This is a genomic window from Variovorax sp. PBL-E5, from assembly GCF_901827185.1.
Classification (GTDB): domain Bacteria; phylum Pseudomonadota; class Gammaproteobacteria; order Burkholderiales; family Burkholderiaceae_C; genus Variovorax.
The window spans coordinates 1,250,637-1,266,458 of the sequence record NZ_LR594671.1; the positions used below are offsets into that span (position 1 = coordinate 1,250,637).

The 15,822-nt window shown below is 66.5% G+C and carries 23 protein-coding genes; 13 read left to right on the top strand and 10 right to left on the bottom strand.

Annotation, left to right across the window (positions count from 1 at the left end; all coding sequences use genetic code 11):
• Positions 1-9 precede the first annotated feature (9 nt).
• The 8 genes from WDLP6_RS06055 to WDLP6_RS06090 all read left to right on the top strand — a co-directional run bounded on the left by WDLP6_RS06055 (position 10) and on the right by WDLP6_RS06090 (position 5,396).
• Entirely contained in the window at positions 10-846 is an 837-nt protein-coding gene (locus tag WDLP6_RS06055; protein WP_162591619.1) for a DUF1295 domain-containing protein, read from the top strand.
• 20 nt (positions 847-866) lie between these two features.
• Entirely contained in the window at positions 867-1,334 is a 468-nt protein-coding gene (gene nudB / locus WDLP6_RS06060; protein ID WP_162591620.1) for a dihydroneopterin triphosphate diphosphatase, read from the top strand.
• Positions 1,331-2,095: an endonuclease/exonuclease/phosphatase family protein gene (locus WDLP6_RS06065; RefSeq protein WP_162566269.1), complete on the top strand. Its 765-nt coding sequence runs from the start codon at positions 1,331-1,333 to the stop codon at positions 2,093-2,095. The genes nudB and WDLP6_RS06065 overlap by 4 nt, the downstream gene beginning before the upstream one ends.
• A gap of 70 nt (positions 2,096-2,165) precedes the next feature.
• Entirely contained in the window at positions 2,166-2,897 is a 732-nt protein-coding gene (gene folE, locus WDLP6_RS06070) for a GTP cyclohydrolase I (RefSeq protein ID WP_162566270.1), read from the top strand.
• 5 nt (positions 2,898-2,902) lie between these two features.
• Positions 2,903-3,325 (top strand): BLUF domain-containing protein, encoded by a 423-nt coding sequence (locus WDLP6_RS06075; RefSeq protein ID WP_162591621.1) that lies wholly within the window; start codon positions 2,903-2,905, stop codon positions 3,323-3,325.
• 33 nt (positions 3,326-3,358) lie between these two features.
• On the top strand, positions 3,359-4,240 hold the full coding sequence (locus tag WDLP6_RS06080) for a DMT family transporter (RefSeq protein ID WP_162591622.1): 882 nt from the start codon (positions 3,359-3,361) through the stop codon (positions 4,238-4,240).
• A gap of 14 nt (positions 4,241-4,254) precedes the next feature.
• Positions 4,255-5,079 (top strand): DUF429 domain-containing protein, encoded by an 825-nt coding sequence (locus WDLP6_RS06085; RefSeq protein WP_162591623.1) that lies wholly within the window; start codon positions 4,255-4,257, stop codon positions 5,077-5,079.
• A gap of 119 nt (positions 5,080-5,198) precedes the next feature.
• Positions 5,199-5,396: a CsbD family protein gene (locus WDLP6_RS06090; RefSeq protein ID WP_162591624.1), complete on the top strand. Its 198-nt coding sequence runs from the start codon at positions 5,199-5,201 to the stop codon at positions 5,394-5,396.
• A gap of 48 nt (positions 5,397-5,444) precedes the next feature.
• Here WDLP6_RS06090 and WDLP6_RS06095 read toward each other — a convergent pair whose 3' ends face one another.
• The 6 genes from WDLP6_RS06095 to WDLP6_RS06120 form a co-directional block, all read right to left on the bottom strand.
• Complete coding sequence (locus WDLP6_RS06095; protein ID WP_162591625.1) at positions 5,445-5,993, bottom strand: ferritin-like domain-containing protein; 549 nt, start codon at positions 5,991-5,993, stop codon at positions 5,445-5,447.
• Positions 5,990-6,436: a hypothetical protein gene (locus WDLP6_RS06100; RefSeq protein WP_162591626.1), complete on the bottom strand. Its 447-nt coding sequence runs from the start codon at positions 6,434-6,436 to the stop codon at positions 5,990-5,992. Before WDLP6_RS06100 ends, WDLP6_RS06095 begins: the two co-directional genes overlap by 4 nt.
• Complete coding sequence (locus WDLP6_RS06105; RefSeq protein WP_162591627.1) at positions 6,423-6,803, bottom strand: hypothetical protein; 381 nt, start codon at positions 6,801-6,803, stop codon at positions 6,423-6,425. The genes WDLP6_RS06100 and WDLP6_RS06105 overlap by 14 nt, the downstream gene beginning before the upstream one ends.
• A gap of 52 nt (positions 6,804-6,855) precedes the next feature.
• The gene (locus tag WDLP6_RS06110) at positions 6,856-7,230 is read right to left on the bottom strand and encodes a hypothetical protein (protein ID WP_162566277.1); all 375 of its coding nucleotides are present in this window, start codon (positions 7,228-7,230) and stop codon (positions 6,856-6,858) included.
• A 51-nt stretch (positions 7,231-7,281) separates the two neighbouring features.
• Positions 7,282-7,446, bottom strand: coding sequence for a DUF1328 domain-containing protein (locus tag WDLP6_RS06115; protein WP_162566278.1), 165 nt, complete (start codon positions 7,444-7,446; stop codon positions 7,282-7,284).
• A gap of 169 nt (positions 7,447-7,615) precedes the next feature.
• Positions 7,616-8,956, bottom strand: a complete 1,341-nt coding sequence (locus WDLP6_RS06120) for a CHASE3 domain-containing protein (protein ID WP_232076970.1) — start codon at positions 8,954-8,956, stop codon at positions 7,616-7,618.
• 108 nt (positions 8,957-9,064) lie between these two features.
• On the opposite strand from WDLP6_RS06120, the gene WDLP6_RS06125 reads away from it, so the two are divergent.
• Positions 9,065-9,697: a response regulator gene (locus WDLP6_RS06125; RefSeq protein ID WP_007837167.1), complete on the top strand. Its 633-nt coding sequence runs from the start codon at positions 9,065-9,067 to the stop codon at positions 9,695-9,697.
• Between the two features lie 41 nt (positions 9,698-9,738).
• Here WDLP6_RS06125 and WDLP6_RS06130 read toward each other — a convergent pair whose 3' ends face one another.
• From WDLP6_RS06130 to gpmA, 4 genes are all read right to left on the bottom strand, one after another.
• Entirely contained in the window at positions 9,739-10,143 is a 405-nt protein-coding gene (locus WDLP6_RS06130; protein ID WP_162566279.1) for a response regulator, read from the bottom strand.
• Positions 10,144-10,382: 239 nt separating this feature from the next.
• On the bottom strand, positions 10,383-11,141 hold the full coding sequence (locus WDLP6_RS06135) for a HesA/MoeB/ThiF family protein (protein ID WP_162594973.1): 759 nt from the start codon (positions 11,139-11,141) through the stop codon (positions 10,383-10,385).
• 43 nt (positions 11,142-11,184) lie between these two features.
• Complete coding sequence (locus tag WDLP6_RS06140; protein WP_162566280.1) at positions 11,185-12,627, bottom strand: S41 family peptidase; 1,443 nt, start codon at positions 12,625-12,627, stop codon at positions 11,185-11,187.
• 100 nt (positions 12,628-12,727) lie between these two features.
• A complete protein-coding gene (gene gpmA, locus WDLP6_RS06145; RefSeq protein ID WP_162566281.1) occupies positions 12,728-13,471 on the bottom strand; it encodes a 2,3-diphosphoglycerate-dependent phosphoglycerate mutase in 744 nt (247 codons plus the stop codon).
• A gap of 72 nt (positions 13,472-13,543) precedes the next feature.
• Here gpmA and WDLP6_RS06150 point away from each other — a divergent pair, with 72 nt between their 5' ends.
• The 4 genes from WDLP6_RS06150 to WDLP6_RS06165 all read left to right on the top strand — a co-directional run bounded on the left by WDLP6_RS06150 (position 13,544) and on the right by WDLP6_RS06165 (position 15,816).
• On the top strand, positions 13,544-13,951 hold the full coding sequence (locus WDLP6_RS06150) for a rhodanese-like domain-containing protein (RefSeq protein ID WP_162566282.1): 408 nt from the start codon (positions 13,544-13,546) through the stop codon (positions 13,949-13,951).
• Positions 13,952-13,971: 20 nt separating this feature from the next.
• Entirely contained in the window at positions 13,972-14,232 is a 261-nt protein-coding gene (gene grxC, locus WDLP6_RS06155) for a glutaredoxin 3 (RefSeq protein ID WP_162570357.1), read from the top strand.
• Between the two features lie 93 nt (positions 14,233-14,325).
• The gene (gene secB / locus WDLP6_RS06160; RefSeq protein WP_162566283.1) at positions 14,326-14,790 is read left to right on the top strand and encodes a protein-export chaperone SecB; all 465 of its coding nucleotides are present in this window, start codon (positions 14,326-14,328) and stop codon (positions 14,788-14,790) included.
• A 24-nt stretch (positions 14,791-14,814) separates the two neighbouring features.
• Positions 14,815-15,816 (top strand): NAD(P)H-dependent glycerol-3-phosphate dehydrogenase, encoded by a 1,002-nt coding sequence (locus WDLP6_RS06165; protein WP_162591628.1) that lies wholly within the window; start codon positions 14,815-14,817, stop codon positions 15,814-15,816.
• Positions 15,817-15,822 lie beyond the last annotated feature (6 nt).

Sequence of the window (15,822 nt, forward strand, 5' to 3'; positions counted from 1 at the left end):
AAACCATCCATGTCCGCAGATCTCGCTCCCGGGTTGCTGGTCAACCTCCTCATGACTGCCGTGCTGTCCCTCGGCGTGCAGTTCCTGCTCTGGCGCATCAGCATCAAGACCGGCGACGCCACGCTCGCGGACTGGTGGTGGGGGCTGGGCTACGGCACGATCGCGCTGGTGACCTATGCCCATACGGCGGGCGTCGGCGTGGAGTCGCGCAAGCTGCTGATCACGGCCTGCGCGCTGATCTGGGGCGTGCGCCTGTCGGCCCATCTCGTCATGCGCAGCCGCGCCGACGGCTGGCGCGAGCTCGACCGCTACGAGAACTACCGCAAGCAGGCGGCCGCAGCCGGCATCGACGCCGACTGGTACATCTACCGCAAGGTGTTCGGGATCCAGGGCATCATGATGTGGATCACCTCGCTGCCGCTGCAGGTGACGCAGTTCTACCTGCAGCCGACCGAACTCGGCCCGGTCGCGATGATCGGCCTGGCGGTCTGGACCATCGGCTTCTTCATGGAAGCGCTGTGCGACTGGCAACTCGGCCGCTTCAAGGCCGATCCGTCGAACAAGGGCCGGGTGCTCGACACGGGCTTCTGGCGCTACACGCGCCATCCCAACTATTTCGGCGAGGCGCTGGTCTGGTGGGGCATCTTCCTGATCGCATGCGACCACTGGGTCGGGCTCTTCACGATCGTCTCGCCGCTGCGCATGCATCACCGCATGGCCTATCGGCAGGGCATCGGCTGGCTCGAAGCCAAGATGAGCAACCTGCGGCCTGAATATGCCGACTACATCCGGCGCACCAATCGTTTCTATCCCTGGTTCCCCAAGCGGCGCGGCACTGCGCGATAGGCGAAAATCGGCGGCATCCGATGTCGCCGAAGCCCTTCAAGATCCCCGAGTCCGTGCTGGTCGTGATCCACACGCCGGCGCTCGACGTGCTGTTGATCCGCCGTGCCGATGCCGACGGGTTCTGGCAATCCGTCACCGGCAGCAAGGATCGCGAGGACGAGCCGCTGGCGCTCACCGCCGCGCGCGAGGTCGCCGAAGAAACCGGCATCGATTGCGGCGAAGCCAGCGCGCTCGCTTCGCAACTGGTCGACTGGCAGCTCGAGAACGTCTACGAGATCTATCCGCGCTGGCGTTCGCGCTACGCAGAGGGCGTCACCCACAACACCGAGCACCTGTTCGGCCTGTGCGTGCCCGAGCGCCTGACGCCGCGGCTCGACCCGCGCGAACACACGGCCTGGCGATGGCTGCCCTGGCGCGAAGCCGCCGACGCCTGCTTTTCCCCTTCGAATGCGGAAGCCGTCCTGCTGCTGCCACAATTTGTGCGATGAATCCGCCAGCGAGCATGAATGGTTTCCGGGTGGCCACCTACAACATCCACAAGGGTGTGCAGGGCATCGGGCCGGCGCGGCGGCTCGAGATCCACAACCTCGGCCATGCGATCGAGCAGCTCGACGCCGACATCGTGTGTCTGCAGGAAGTGCGCAAGATGAACCGCCAGGCCGCTGCGCGCTTCAGCCGCTGGCCCGAGCTGCCGCAAGCCGATTTCCTTGCGCCCGAGGGCTATACGGCGGTCTACGAGACCAACGCCATCACCCGCCACGGCGAGCACGGCAACGCGCTGCTGACCCGCTGGCCGGTGCTGCGCAAGACGCACCAGGACATCTCGGACCACCGCTTCGAGCAGCGCGGGCTGCTGCACGTGGCGATCGACGTCGATGGCCTGCTGGTGCACGCGATCGTGGTGCATCTCGGTCTCATCCGGGGCAGCCGCGTGCGGCAGGTTGCGCTGTTGCGCGATTTCATCGAGCGCGAGATTCCGGCCGGCGAGCCGTTGATCGTGGCCGGCGACTTCAACGACTGGGGTGCGCGCATGCGCTACGCGATGAACGCGATGGGCCTGCGCGACGCGAGCGATCTGCGCGGACCGCGCACGCTGACCTATCCCTCGCGCCTGCCCGTTGCGCAGCTCGACTTCATTTACGGCCGGCAGATCGAGGCGGTGGCGAGTTCGGTGCCGCGCGGTCCCATCTGGGCCCGCATGTCCGATCACCTGCCGCTGGTCACGGATTTTCTGCTATCAAAACAGTAGCTTCGCGCCGAGGCGGGTCGCGCCCTGCAGCGGCGGCCGTCCGAAATACATTCACTGTTAGGATGCACCCATGCTAAGGACCACCGACGCCGCACTGCGCCCCGAGGACGGGGCAGGGGACGAGGGCACGCCCGTGTCCGTGAAGATACGCGAACGCCTGCTCGCCGCGCGCCGGCGCTTCAATGCCAACGACAACATCGCCGAGTTCATCGAGCCCGGCGAACTCGAGCATCTGCTCGACGAGGTCGAGGTCAAGATGAAGGGCGTGCTGCAGAGCCTCGTGATCGATACCGACAACGATCACAACACCGGCAACACCGCGCGGCGCGTCGCCAAGATGTACCTGAACGAGGTGTTCAAGGGCCGCTACGTGGCGCCGCCGCCGCTGACCGAATTCCCGAACGCCGAGCATCTCAACGAGCTCATGATCGTCGGGCCGATCACGGTGCGCAGCGCCTGCTCTCACCATTTCTGCCCGATCATCGGCAAGCTCTGGATCGGCGTCATGCCGAACGAGAAGACCAACGTGATCGGCCTGTCCAAGTACGCGCGCCTGGCCGAGTGGGTCATGGGCCGGCCGCAGATCCAGGAAGAAGCCGTGGTGCAGCTGGCCGACCTGATCCAGGAGAAGACGCAGCCGGACGGCCTCGCGCTGGTGGTCGAGGCCGAGCACTTCTGCATGCAATGGCGCGGCGTCAAGGAAATGGACAGCAAGATGATCAATTCGGTGATGCGCGGCGTGTTCCTGAAGGACCCCAACCTTCGCCGCGAATTCCTTTCCCTGTTGCCGCGCAAGGGCTGAACCTCATGCTCGTACGACTTATCTACGCCAGCCGCGCCGTCGACAACAGCCCGGCCGCCATCGAGGCGATCCTCGCGCAATCGCGCTCGCACAACACGGCCTGCGGCATCACGGGCATCCTCTGCTACGGCGCCGGCGTCTTCCTGCAAGCCATCGAAGGCGGCCGGATGGCGATCAGCGAGCTGTACGGCCATATCCAGAAAGACCCGCGCCACAAGGACGTCGTGCTGCTGGACTACGAAGAGATCTCCGAGCGCCGCTTCGGTGGCTGGACCATGGGGCAGGTCAATCTCTCCCGTCTCAACGCATCGACGCTGCTGAAGTATTCCGAGCGGCCCGAGCTGGATCCGTACTCGGTGTCGGGCAAAGTGTCGCTCGCGCTGCTCGAGGAACTGATGGCCACTGCCGCCATCGTCGGGCGGCACTGAAGCCGACGGATCCGGCATCCGACTGATCCGGGAGTGCCCCTTTCCGCGTTCGCACTGATCCTGCTTGCCGGGGTCATCCACGCCAGCTGGAACATTGCCGCCAAGAAGGCGAACGGCGACGCGCGCTTCGCGTTCCAGACCGGCGTGTTCATGATGGTCGTGTGGGCCCCGCTCGGCATCGCGCTGGGCTGGAACGTGGTGCCGCACTGGGGCGCTGAGCAGTGGAGCCTGGTCGTGGCGAGCGGCGTACTGCACGTGTTCTATTACGTGATCCTGCTGCGCGGCTATCGCAAGGCCGACCTCACGGTGGTCTATCCGCTGGCGCGCGGCTCCGGCCCGCTGCTGTCGTCGCTGGTGGCGCTTGTCTTTCTCGGCGAACACATCAGCGTGACCGGGGTCGCGGGCATCGCCGGCGTGGTGCTGGGCGTGTTCCTGATCGCGGGCGGACCGCGGCTGTGGCGCGGCACGCACGATGCAGCCCGGCGCCAGCGCGTGCACAAGGGCATCCGCTACGGCGTGGCAACCGGCGCCTTCATCGCGGCCTACACCGTGACCGACAGCTACGCCGTCAAGTTCCTCGCCATGTCGCCGATCCTGGTCGACTACTTCGGCAACATCGTGCGCGTCGTCCTGCTCGCACCCGCGGCACTGCGCGACCGGCCGGCCACGCTGCGGCTCTGGCGCGAGCAATGGAAGTACGCGTTGATCGTCGCGGTGATCAGTCCGATCTCGTATGTGCTGGTGCTCTATGCGGTGCAGCAGGCACCGATCTCGCACGTGGCGCCCGCACGCGAGGTGTCGATGCTGTTCGCGGCATTGATCGGCGGCCACCTGCTGCGCGAGGGCGATCGCGTGCTGCGGCTGGTCGGCGCACTCTTCATCGCCGCCGGCGTCGTCGCGCTCGCGCTGGGCTGAGCGCGGCGTCGGCGATGCTGCTTTTCGGCTGCGACTTCTCGAGCGCGCCGACCGCGCGCAAGCCGATCGTGATCGCGCTCGGTACCGTGCAGGCGGGCTGCGTCACGCTGACCGGCCTCGAACACTTCGCGTCGCTCGATGCGTGGGGCCAGTGGCTGCGCAGCGCGCCGGAATGGATCGGCGCTTTCGATTTTCCGTTCGGGCTGCCGCGGGAACTGGTCGAGCACCTGGGCTGGCCGCTGCAATGGCAGGCGTTGATCGCGCGCTACGCGGGCCTTTCGCGCGCCGAGATTCGGGAGCGCTTCGCGGCGTTCTGTGCCGCGCGTCCCGTCGGAGGCAAGTTCGCCCATCGCGCGACGGACGGTCCCGCAGGATCGAGTCCATCGATGAAGTGGGTGAATCCGCCGGTCGCGTTCATGCTGCATGCCGGCGTCCCGCGGTTGCTGGAGGCAGGCGCTTCGCTGCCGGGCCTGCACATGCCCGCGGAGTGCGGCGCACGCATCGCATTGGAGGCCTATCCGGGCCTGCTTGCGCGCGAGCTGGTCGGGCGGCGCAGCTACAAGAGCGACGATGCCGCTTCGCAGACGCCCGCGCGCCGCGCGGCGCGCGAAGACCTTCTGGCGGCGCTCGAGAAAGGTGCTTCGCGCCTCGGCCTTCGACTGGCGCTCGATGACGCGGCGCGCGCTCATCTGCTGGACGATGCGAAAGGCGACCGCATCGATGCCGTACTGTGCCTCGTGCAGGCGGCCTGGGGGGCGGCGCGCCGCACGAGCGCCGGGCCGGGCTATGGGCTGCCCGAGGGCATCGATCCGCTCGAGGGATGGATCATCACGGCCTGATATCACCGCGTCCTACACGAGGTCGAGCCCGCGCCGTCGATTGCCGGCCGCAGCCCGTGGCTAGATTGAAATCAGTGGTTCAACCGAATCACGTAGATCAACTTGCAAAGGACATCGGTATGAACAAGGACCAAGTGGCAGGACGCGTCGAGGAAGCCAAGGGCAAGATCAAGGAAGCGGCCGGCAAGGTGACGGGCAGCGAGAAGCTCAAGGAGCAAGGCGCTGCGGACCAGGCCAGCGGCAAGGTGCAAGCCACCTACGGCGACACCAAGGAAAAGGTCAAGGACACCATCAAGAGCGGTGCCGACAAGCTCTGACGAAAAAAAGCCCGGTCACCCGGGCTTTTTCACGTCTGTGCGACGGGCTCACTTCGTCAGCCAGTCCTTCAACTCGTCGGCATGCTCTTCCTCGTCGGTGAGGATCTCCTCGAGCATGCGGCGCGTGGTGGGATCCTTGTCGCCGATCAGCAGGATCATCTGGCGGTACGACTCGACCGCGATGCGCTCGGCCACGAGGTTGGCGCGAACCATGGCTTGCAGTTCCTTGGACTCGTCGTAGTCCGCATGGCTGCGCGCGCGCAGCGAATCGGGGTTGAAATCCGGATCGCCGCCCAGTTGCACGATGCGCTCGGCGATCATGTCCGCATGCGCCGTCTCTTCGTTGGCATGCACGAGGAACTCGTCGGCAATCGCGGGGGAAGAGACGCCGGAGGCGGTGAAATAGTGGCGCTTGTAGCGAAGAATGCAAACCAGTTCGGTGGCGAGCGCATCGTTGAGCAGCTTGACGATGTCGTCGCGCCACGGGCCGGAGCTGGGTGTGACGGCGCCATCGTCGATGCTCTTGGCGGCAGCATCGATGGCCTTCTGGTCCAGCGTCAGGTGCTGGTGTGGGGTTGCGCTGGCGGGCTTGTTCATGGGGGATCCTTTCGTGGGCTTGTGTTTTTCTGCATCAGCGTGGTGACCAGGTCGGCCACGTCCGAGGTTTTCAATACCGCCGCGAGCACCGCCGTGATCGACAGCAACCGCCAGGGCTTGATCAGCACGACCAGGGCGCCGGTGGCCGCGGCGGCCGCGATGAGCTTGGCCGGTTCTTCGCGCGCATAGCGATCGAGAAGAGGGCGCGCCAACTGGCCGACCGCGTTCGCGGGATGCCGGCGCCACCAGCGCCGCGTCACGCCGCGCGCCAGCGATGCCCATGCAAACCGGTCTGCGTTCCTCTCGCGCCGCGGTGCGGAGCTTGCATCGTCCGATGCGCGCGCTTGCCGCGGCTCGTCGCCATGCAATTGCGCGACCAGCGCGCGGCGCGACAGCGCGAGGCGCTGCCGAGGGCTCAGTGTCCGGAGCTCAGGCGCCATCATGGTCGCCCGCGAGGTGGAGTGCCCGTACGTCGGCATCGAGCTGCGCACGAAGGTCGGAGAAGCCGTGGAATTCGGTCGGCCGCGCCGCCACGAAGATTGCGATCAGCGCGATGAGGATGGCGACGCCGGGGACGACCACCAGCACCCAGTGAAAGCGCCCATCGAGCACGCCGAGCATCACGGCAACGCCGATCAGGCCGAGCGCCAGCATGGCGCTGACCGCGGCCAGCATGCCGGCAACGAGCCGCGCGACCAGTACGCGGCTCGCCTCGGCGGCTTCTTCCCGGACGAGTGCGCCGTAGTTGGCAATGTGCGTGGCGATCAGCTCCGGATGCCCGAGCACCGTGGAAAAAATGGGATGAAGCATGGGTGCAGTCGAGCGAGAGCGATCGCAGGCGCCGATCGATACGGGCGCTGGATCAGTAGTCGTCCCGGCGGCGGCTTGCGAGCACGATCAGCGCGGTGATGGCAGCGCCCGCAGCCGCGGCGATGAGCACCGAACGCACGGGTTGGTCGGAGATGTATTTGCCCGTCACGTCGGCCGCCAGCTCGAGCCGGCGCTGTGCCCGGGCGCTGGTCGTCGATGCGGCATCGAGCCCGCGCTGAACGGCCTGCTGAACACGCGCTGCCAGTTGCTCCACCGCGGGCTCGGCGTCGCGGCGCAGGTCGCGTACCTTCTCGCCGGCCGCGTTCACCGCGTTCTGTGCGTAGGCTCGCGTCGTATCGATCGCGTCGTTGGCAGTCTGGCGGGCGTCGTCGGCCAGTTGCGATGGCGTCTTGGTGGTCGTGTTCATGTGAGAAATCCTTCAGGGAAATGGGTTGCGGGCGTGCTCATCGTAACGACGCTATCTGCGTCGCATCAAGCCCGCGATGAAGCTGGCGAGCGCGAGGACGATGAAGACCAGGAAAATGATCTTCGCGATGCCGACCGCGCCGGCTGCGATGCCGCCGAAGCCGAGCAGTGCGGCAATCAGGGCGATGACCAGAAACACGACTGCGTAATACAACATGCTGAACTCCTTTTCGAGGGCGGTCTCGTCGTTGTGGATGGCGCCTCGTCCGGTACTGGATGGCGTGGGATCCACGTTAAGTGGCGCACCTCGAACACCCTGTCAGCAGCAGGGGTCTGGAGGCGTAGGAGAGGGCCGAATGAGGCTCGGCGCCCTGGAAGTCAGCGATTCAGGCGGCCTTGGCAGGCATCACCGCGCTCAGCTTCGTGCCCCGGCCAGGCGTCGACGAGACCGTCAACTTGCCCTTGGCCGTTTCCACGCGGTGCCGCATGCCCGCCAGCCCGTGCGATGAGGGTCGGCTGCGTTGCGTGTCGAAGCCCTCGCCGTTGTCGGTTACTTCCACGACGACGTGGTTGCTGTAGTTCTTCATCACGATGCTGACCTCGCTCGCCTGCGCGTACTTGCCGATGTTGGTCAGGCCTTCCTGCACCATCCGGTAGACCGTGAGCTGGTTCGATTCGTCGAGCGACACCGGTTCCAGCACCATCTCGACTTCCATGCCCGAACGCTCGGCGAATTCCCGTCCCAGGATCTCGAGCGAAGCGATGAGCCCCAGGTTGGACAGCGAGGACGGCCGCAGGTCTTCGATGATGCGCCGCTTCAACGCGATGCCGCTGTTGAGGAGGTCGTTCAGATGCTGCAGCCGCTGGATGGCGTCCGGTGCATCCACCAGCCTCGATTTGAGGCGCGCCACGTCGAGCTTGGCGGCGGTCAGCAGCGAGCCGAGTTCGTCGTGCAATTCGCGCGCCAGATAGCCGCGCTCGGTCTCGCGCACTTCCTGCAGGTGGGTGGCGAGTTCGGCCAGCGTCGCGGTGCGTTCGCGCACCTCGTCCTCGAGCGCATTGCGCTCGCGCTGCAAGGCCAGCTGCTGGCGTTCACCGGCCAGGCGCAGGGCATGGGTCTGCCGCAGGTACAGGAAGAAGGCGAAAAGCCCGGCCAGGGCCACGAGGGCGATGCCGACGCGCGCGAAGCGCAGCGACTTCGCGATCTGCCGCTGCCCCTGCAGCAAGGCCTCGTTGCTGTTGAGGATCAATCCGCCGGCGATGGTCCGGATGGCGTCCATCTCTTCGCGGCCGACATCGGTCGTGATGACGAATTTCCATGCATCGTCGTTGCCTTCACTGCGCAATCGGACGCTCATGTCCATTTCCGCGAGCTTGCGTGCGACATGTCCCGAAAGCTCGGCCAGGCGCTCGGTCTCGTTCGGCTTGCCGGCATAAAGCAGGCGCAGCGCGGCCAGGTTGCCCTCCAGTTCTCTGGCCGCGACGTCGTACGGTTCGCGGTAGCGCTTCTCGCCGGTCAGCAGGTAGCCGCGCTGGCCCGTCTCGGCGTCGACCACGTTCTGCATCAGAAGATTGAGTACCAGGCGCACGCGCTGCGCCTCGCTCACCTCGGCGAGCGCCCGGTGGGATTGACGGTAGCCGGCCTCGTTGATGCCCACGAGCGCAAGCGCCGCGAGGGCCGCGAGCGTCAGGCCAAGGGCCATCTTCGGGAAGGCTAACCAGCGCATGAAGTCTCCGGTGGATACCCGCCGCTCAAATTCGGGAATAATCAAAGCCGTTCAGGGACCCGGCATGTTGCGACGCGTAAGGTCGCCATGCAACGACGAAGGTAACAGATGATCAAGATCGGAATTGTGGACGACCACGCCATCGTGCGCTCCGGGCTGCGCCAGTTTTTCTCGGAGCATGTGGATCTGCGGGTGGCGGGAGAAGCTGCCAGCGGACGCGAGGCGATCGAACTCGTGCGCACCACGGAACTCGATGTGCTCGTGATGGACCTTTCGATGCCAGGACAAAGCGGCATCGACGCGCTGGCGATGATCCGCGCCAAGGCGCCCGACGTCGGCATCCTGATCCTCAGCGGCTATCCCGAGGAACACTATGCGATGAACCTGATCCGGCAGGGCGCCAGCGGCTACCTCAACAAGGAATGCGATCCGATCGAGATCGTGAACGCGATCCGCACCATCTCGCTGGGCCGCCGCTACATCACGCCCGCCGTGGCGGAACTGCTCGCACGCCAGCTCGACCGCAAGGACGACGCGGCGCCGCACGAGCAACTGTCTGAACGCGAATTCCAGGTGTTCCTCAAGCTGGCCAAGGGCGAGACGGCGGGCGACATCGCCAAGACGCTCTCGCTGTCCGTCAAGACCGTCAGCACCTACCGCACGCGGCTGATGGAGAAGATGAACCTCTCGTCCAACAGCGACCTCACGTACTACGCGCTGAAGAACAAGCTGATCGATTGATTCGAAGGCTGCGCCGTGCACTGGCGGCACGGGCCGCAGTGTCACTCGCGGCTGGCGGCCTGCTGCAATTCGGTCGTCTGCCGGATGCAGAAGTCGATCAGCCCATCGATCTCGTTCGACTTGTCGAACACGGCATCGACCCCGAATTGCGCGCACCGCTTGCGGATGTCGGTCGTCGCGTAGTTGCTCAGCACCACCACCTTCTGGTCCGGCCGGCGCGACATGCACGCCTGCAGCACGCCGAGGCCGCTGCCCTGCTTCAGAAACAGATCGACGATCGCCAGCTGCCAGCTGTCGCTGTTCTCGGCCAGCCACGCGGTGGCATCGGCCTCGGTCTCGGCGAAGCCGATCGCCGAAATGCAGGTGAGCTCCTCGAGGGTGCCGATCAGATTCTCTCTGATGGTGACGTTGTCTTCGACGATGTAGGTTTTCAATCTTGCGTCCATGGCGAACCTCGCCCTCTGGGATCGAGCTTCGCCGGCTTGCCCGTTGCCAGGAAAGGGACCGTCGAGATGCTTGAATCGATAGGCTTGCATCATGCAGGGTTCGCGTCGCGCCGGCTGTAGGCGTGATCTTACGGAGGCCATGCAGTTCCGGTCTCCGGAGGACGCGGCGGCGGCCGGTGCCGCCAAGGCGAAGAAGCAATAGTCGGCTGGCCGCGCGAGGCGCCCGAAGGGCGGGCGCCTCAGCCGTGCGCGCGGTGCCCGCACACGCTGCAGGCGGGATCGCGCGCGACGCGCAGCGTGTCGAACGTCGTCCGGCGGCCATCGAACATCAGCAGGCTGCCGGCCAGCGAAGGACCGATGCCGGCGAGCAGCTTCAAGGCCTCGCTGGCCTGCAGGGTGCCGATGGTGCCGACCACGGGCGCGAAGACGCCGAGCACTGCGCAGCGCGTTTCCTCGAAGGCGGCGTCGGGCGGAAAGATGCAGGCATAGCAAGGCGACGCCGCGTCGCGCGCGTCGTACACGCTCAGCTGCCCGTCGAAGCGGATGGCCGCGCCGGCCACCAGGGGCCTGGCGTGCGCGACGCAGGCCCGGTTCACCGCGTGGCGCGTGCCGAAGTTGTCGCTGCAGTCGATCACCACGTCGGCCGTCGCGACGAGCTGCGCGAGCAGCGCCGCGTCGGCACGCAAGCGGCGGGTGTCGACCACGACCTGCGGATTGATGGCGTGCATCGCCTCGGCCGCGGAATCGACCTTCGCCATGCCGATGCGCGCACTCGTGTGGGCGATCTGGCGCTGGAGGTTGGTCAGGTCGACCTCGTCGTCGTCGACCAGCGTGACCCGGCCGACGCCGGCCGCAGCCAGGTAGAGCGCCACCGGCGAACCGAGTCCGCCGGCGCCGATCACGAGCGCATGGCCTGCGCTCACCCGCGCCTGGCCGTCGATGCCGAACTCTTCCAGCAGGATGTGGCGCGAGTAGCGCAGGAGCTCGGAGTCGTCCATGCGCGCCGTGATCGCCGGGGCTTGCGAACAAGCCACGCGGGGATCAGTTGTCCTTCTTCTCTTCCTTGTTGTCGACGATCACCTGCGTCTTGCTGACCAGCACCGGCTGGCCGCGGAGGCGATTCAGGGCCTGCATCAGCGGGAAGTCCTTGTCGGAGCCGAACTCGGGCACCTTGCGGTCCTGCGGCGGCTTCAGGGCTTCTTCCTCGAGGCGCTTGCGAGCATCGTCGCGCGCCTTCTCGCGCTCGGGGTCCTTCGTCTCGGGGCCCTGGCCGCTGGCCAGATGCTTCTCGAGATCGGCCTCGCGCATGCGCAGCGCCGCAAAGGGACTGCCCTCGGCGCTTTCGTCGACCAGCACGTTCGGCACGATGCCCTTGGCCTGGATCGAGGTGCCGCTCGGCGTGTAGTAGCGCGCCGTCGTGATCTTGAGGCCGGTGTCGGGTCCGAGCGGGCGCACGGTCTGCACCGAGCCCTTGCCGAAGGTTTGGCTGCCCATGATGACGCCGCGCTTGTGATCCTGCAGGGCGCCGGCGACGATTTCGCTGGCCGAGGCCGAGCCCTCGTTGACCAGCACCACCAGCGGCACCGTCTTGAGCGCCGCGGGCAGGCTGCGCAACGGGTCGCTGCCGGCACGCCGCTGGTAGAACTCAGGCGCCGCCTTGTAGACCGCCTTGCTTTCGGCGAGCTGGCCGTCGGTCGTGACGACAGTCACGTTCTCGGGCAGGAACGCGCTGGAAATCGCCACCGCGGCGTCCAGCAGGCCGCCCGGATCGTTGCGCAGGTCGAGCACGATGCCCTTGAGATTCGGATCCTGCTTGTAGAGTTCGTCGACCTTCTTGACGAAGTCGTCGACGGTGCGCTCCTGGAACTGCGATACGCGGATCCAGCCGTAGCCCGGTTCCATGATCTTGCCGCGGACCGACTGTGTGCGGATTTCCTCGCGCGTGATGGTCACGGGGAAGGTGCGGCTCTCGTCCTTGCGGAAGATCGTGAGCGAGACCTTGGTGTTGGCCTCGCCACGCATGCGCTTGACCGCATCGTTGAGCGACAGCCCGCGCACGGCGGTGTCGTCGATCTTGGTGATCAGGTCGTTGGGCTTCAGGCCGGCGCGGAAGGCGGGGGAGCCCTCGATCGGCGACACCACCTTGATCAGCCCGTCTTCCTGCGAGATCTCGATCCCGACCCCGACGAAACGCCCGGTGGTGCCTTCGCGGAATTCCTTGAACGACTTCTTGTCGAAATACTGCGAATGCGGATCGAGCCCCGCGACCATGCCAGCGATCGCATCGGAGATGAGCTTCTTGTCATCGACCGGCTCCACGTAGTCGGTCTTCACCATCCCGAACACGGCGGCGAGCTGCTGCAACTCTTCCAGCGGCAGCGGCGCCAGCGAGCCGCGGGCCATGGTTTGCAGCGAGACGGTGGTCAGCACGCCCGCCATGGCGCCGGCTGCAACCCAGCCGGTGATCTTCAGTTTCTGGCCCATGTGTGAATATTCCTTGTCGCCTGTCAAACCAATATACACAGCTTGGAAGCAAGTTGCCTGCCGGGGTTCCTTGAACCCGTTGCCAGATGTTTGGTTTTCATCAAGTCCTGCCCTGCGCCGCGATGGCGGCGACCGCCTTTTCGGCCGCGGCGGCATCGCCGAGGTAGTAGTGCCGCAAGGGCTTGAGTTCGTCGTCCAGTTCGTAGACGAGCGGAATTCCGTTGGGGATGTTGAGGCCCACGATGTCGTCGTCCGAGATGCCGTCGAGGTATTTCACCAGGGCGCGTATCGAATTGCCATGGGCTGACACCACCAGCCGGCGACCGGTGCGGACCGCCGGGGCCATCGATTCGTTCCAGAACGGCAGCACGCGTGCCACCGTGTCCTTCAGGCACTCGGTCAACGGCACCTGCTCGGGCGGCAGCTTGGCGTAGCGCAGGTCGCTGCGTTCGCTGCGCGGATCACCGGGCTCGAGGGGCGGCGGCGGCGTGTTGTAACTGCGCCGCCACACCAGCACCTGTTCGTTACCGTACTTCTTGGCCGTCTCGGCCTTGTTCAGGCCCTGCAGGCCGCCGTAGTGGCGCTCGTTGAGGCGCCACGAATGCACCACCGGCAGCCAGGTGCGATCGAGTTCGTCGAGCGTGTGCCAGAGCGTGCGGGTGGCGCGCTTGAGCACGCTGGTGTAGGCCACATCGAAGTCGTAACCCTCGGCCTTGAGCAGCCGGCCGGCCTGCTTGGCCTGCTCGATGCCGGTGTCGGTCAGGTCGACATCGGTCCAGCCGGTGAAGCGGTTTTCGAGATTCCAGGTCGATTCGCCGTGGCGGATCAGTACCAGTTTGTGCATGGAGGAGGCCTTTGGGAATGCTTGCCGAAACCCGACATTCTAAAATCCCGGGTTTGCCACAGAAGGAACACCGTGAAATTCATCGTCGACAACTGGCTGCTGATCGTGATTGCGCTCAGCTCGGGCGGCATGCTCGCATGGCCGATGGTGCGCGGCGCGAATGCCGGATCGCTGTCGGCGCAGGGCGCGGTGCACCTCATCAACCGCGAGCGCGCGGTGGTGGTCGATGTGCGCGAGCCGGACGAATTTGCGGCAGGCCACGTGACCGGCGCCAAGAACGTGCCGCTCGAGCAGCTCGAAGCCCGGCTGCCCGCCGCCGTGAAGAACAAGTCGGTTCCGTTGCTCCTCGTGTGTGCCACGGGTGCGCGCGCGCAGCGCGCGGTGGCCACGGCCCGGAAACTCGGCTACGAGCAGGCCCAAGCGGTGGCCGGCGGGCTCAAATCGTGGAAAGCGGCTAATCTGCCGGTTGAAAAGGCCTGAACTTCCACAAGATGAGCACGATGCAAGCCGTCAAGATGTACACCACCGCCGTTTGCCCCTACTGCATTCGCGCCAAGCAGATCCTCAAGTCCAAGGGCGTCGATCGGATCGAGGAGATCCGCATCGACAGCGACCCCCAGGCGCGCGCCACCATGATGGATCTCACGCAGCGGCGCACGGTGCCGCAGATCTTCATCGGCGACATCCACGTCGGCGGCTGCGATGACCTGATCGCGCTCGACGGCCGCGGCGGCCTCGTGCCGCTGCTGCAGGGCGCCTGATCCCCCGGGCGATAATCCCCTTCGCGTCCTCTCTCCGGCCCGCCGCGCACGTCTCGTCGCTGCGGGCGTCGTTTTGACTCTCGAAAGTTCAGCATGGCCGACCAGCAAGCCCAAGATCCCGTGTTCCAGATCCAGCGCGTCTATCTGAAAGACCTGTCGCTCGAACAGCCCAATTCGCCCGCCATCCTGCTGGAGCAGGAACAGCCCACCGTCGACATCCAGCTCGGCGTCGATGCGCAACCGGTGTCCGACGGCATTTTCGAGATCACCGTCTCGGCCACCGTGCAGACCAAGATCCAGGACAAGACCGTGTTTCTGGTCGAGGCCAAGCAGGCCGGCATCTTCGAGATCCGCAACCTGCCGGAGGACCAGATGGGTCCGATCCTCGGCATCGCCTGCCCGCAGATCGTCTACCCCTACCTGCGCGGCAACGTCGCCGACGTGATCCAGCGCGGCGGCTTCCCGCCGGTGCATCTGGCCGAGATCAACTTCCAGGCGATGTTCGAACAGCAGCAGGCCCAGGCGGCGGGGCAACCCTCGCCCATCGTCACGCAGTAAGTCTTGCAACCTGCGCCGACGCCGATGAAGATCTGCGTTCTGGGTGCTGGTGCCTGGGGCACGGCACTGGCGGTGAGCGCGGCCTCGCGCCACGCGGTCACGCTGTGGGCGCGCGATGCGGCCCAGCATGCGGCCATGTCGGCGGCGCGGCAGAACGCGCGCTATCTGGCCGGCGTTTCCCTTCCTCCCTCGCTGCGCCTTGCCACCGGCGAGGCGCTCGCGGCCGTGCGGGGTTCCGAGCTCGCGATCGTGGCGACGCCCATGGCCGCGCTGCGCGAGCAGCTCGCGCTGCTGCACGATGCGGCGTGTCCGGTGGCCTGGCTCTGCAAGGGCGTCGAGCCGGCGCGCGCGGGATCGGGCGCCTTCGGCCTTCTCGCCAACGAAATCCAGGCCAGCGTGGCGCCGCGGCTGATGGCCGGTGTGCTCAGCGGTCCCAGCTTCGCGCAGGAGGTGGCGCAGGGCCGGCCCACGGCGCTCGTCGCGGCCAGCCGCCATGCGCCGTTGCGCGACGCGCTGGTCGAGGCTTTTCACGGTCCGACGCTGCGCGTCTACGCCAACGATGACATCGTGGGCGTCGAGGTCGGCGGCGCCGTCAAGAACGTGCTGGCCATCGCGACCGGCCTGGCCGATGGGCTGGCCCTCGGCCTCAATGCGCGCGCCGCGCTGATCACGCGCGGCCTGGCCGAAATGACGCGCTTCGGCGTCGCCCTGGGCGCGCGGCCGGACACCTTCATGGGCCTGTCCGGGCTCGGCGACCTCGTCCTCACCGCCACCGGCGATCTGTCGCGCAATCGCCAGGTCGGCCTGCTGCTCGCGCAGGGCCGCACGCTGGCACAGGCAGTCGATTCTCTCGGCCACGTGGCCGAAGGCGTCTATTGCGCGCGCACGGTGGTGCAGCGCGCGCGGCATCTGGGCGTCGAGATGCCGATCGCCGAGGGCGTGGTGGCGCTGCTCGACGGCCGCATGCAGCCCGCAGAGGCCGTGGCCGAACTGATGCGCCGCGAGCCCGGCACCGAATCCTCCTGATCGATC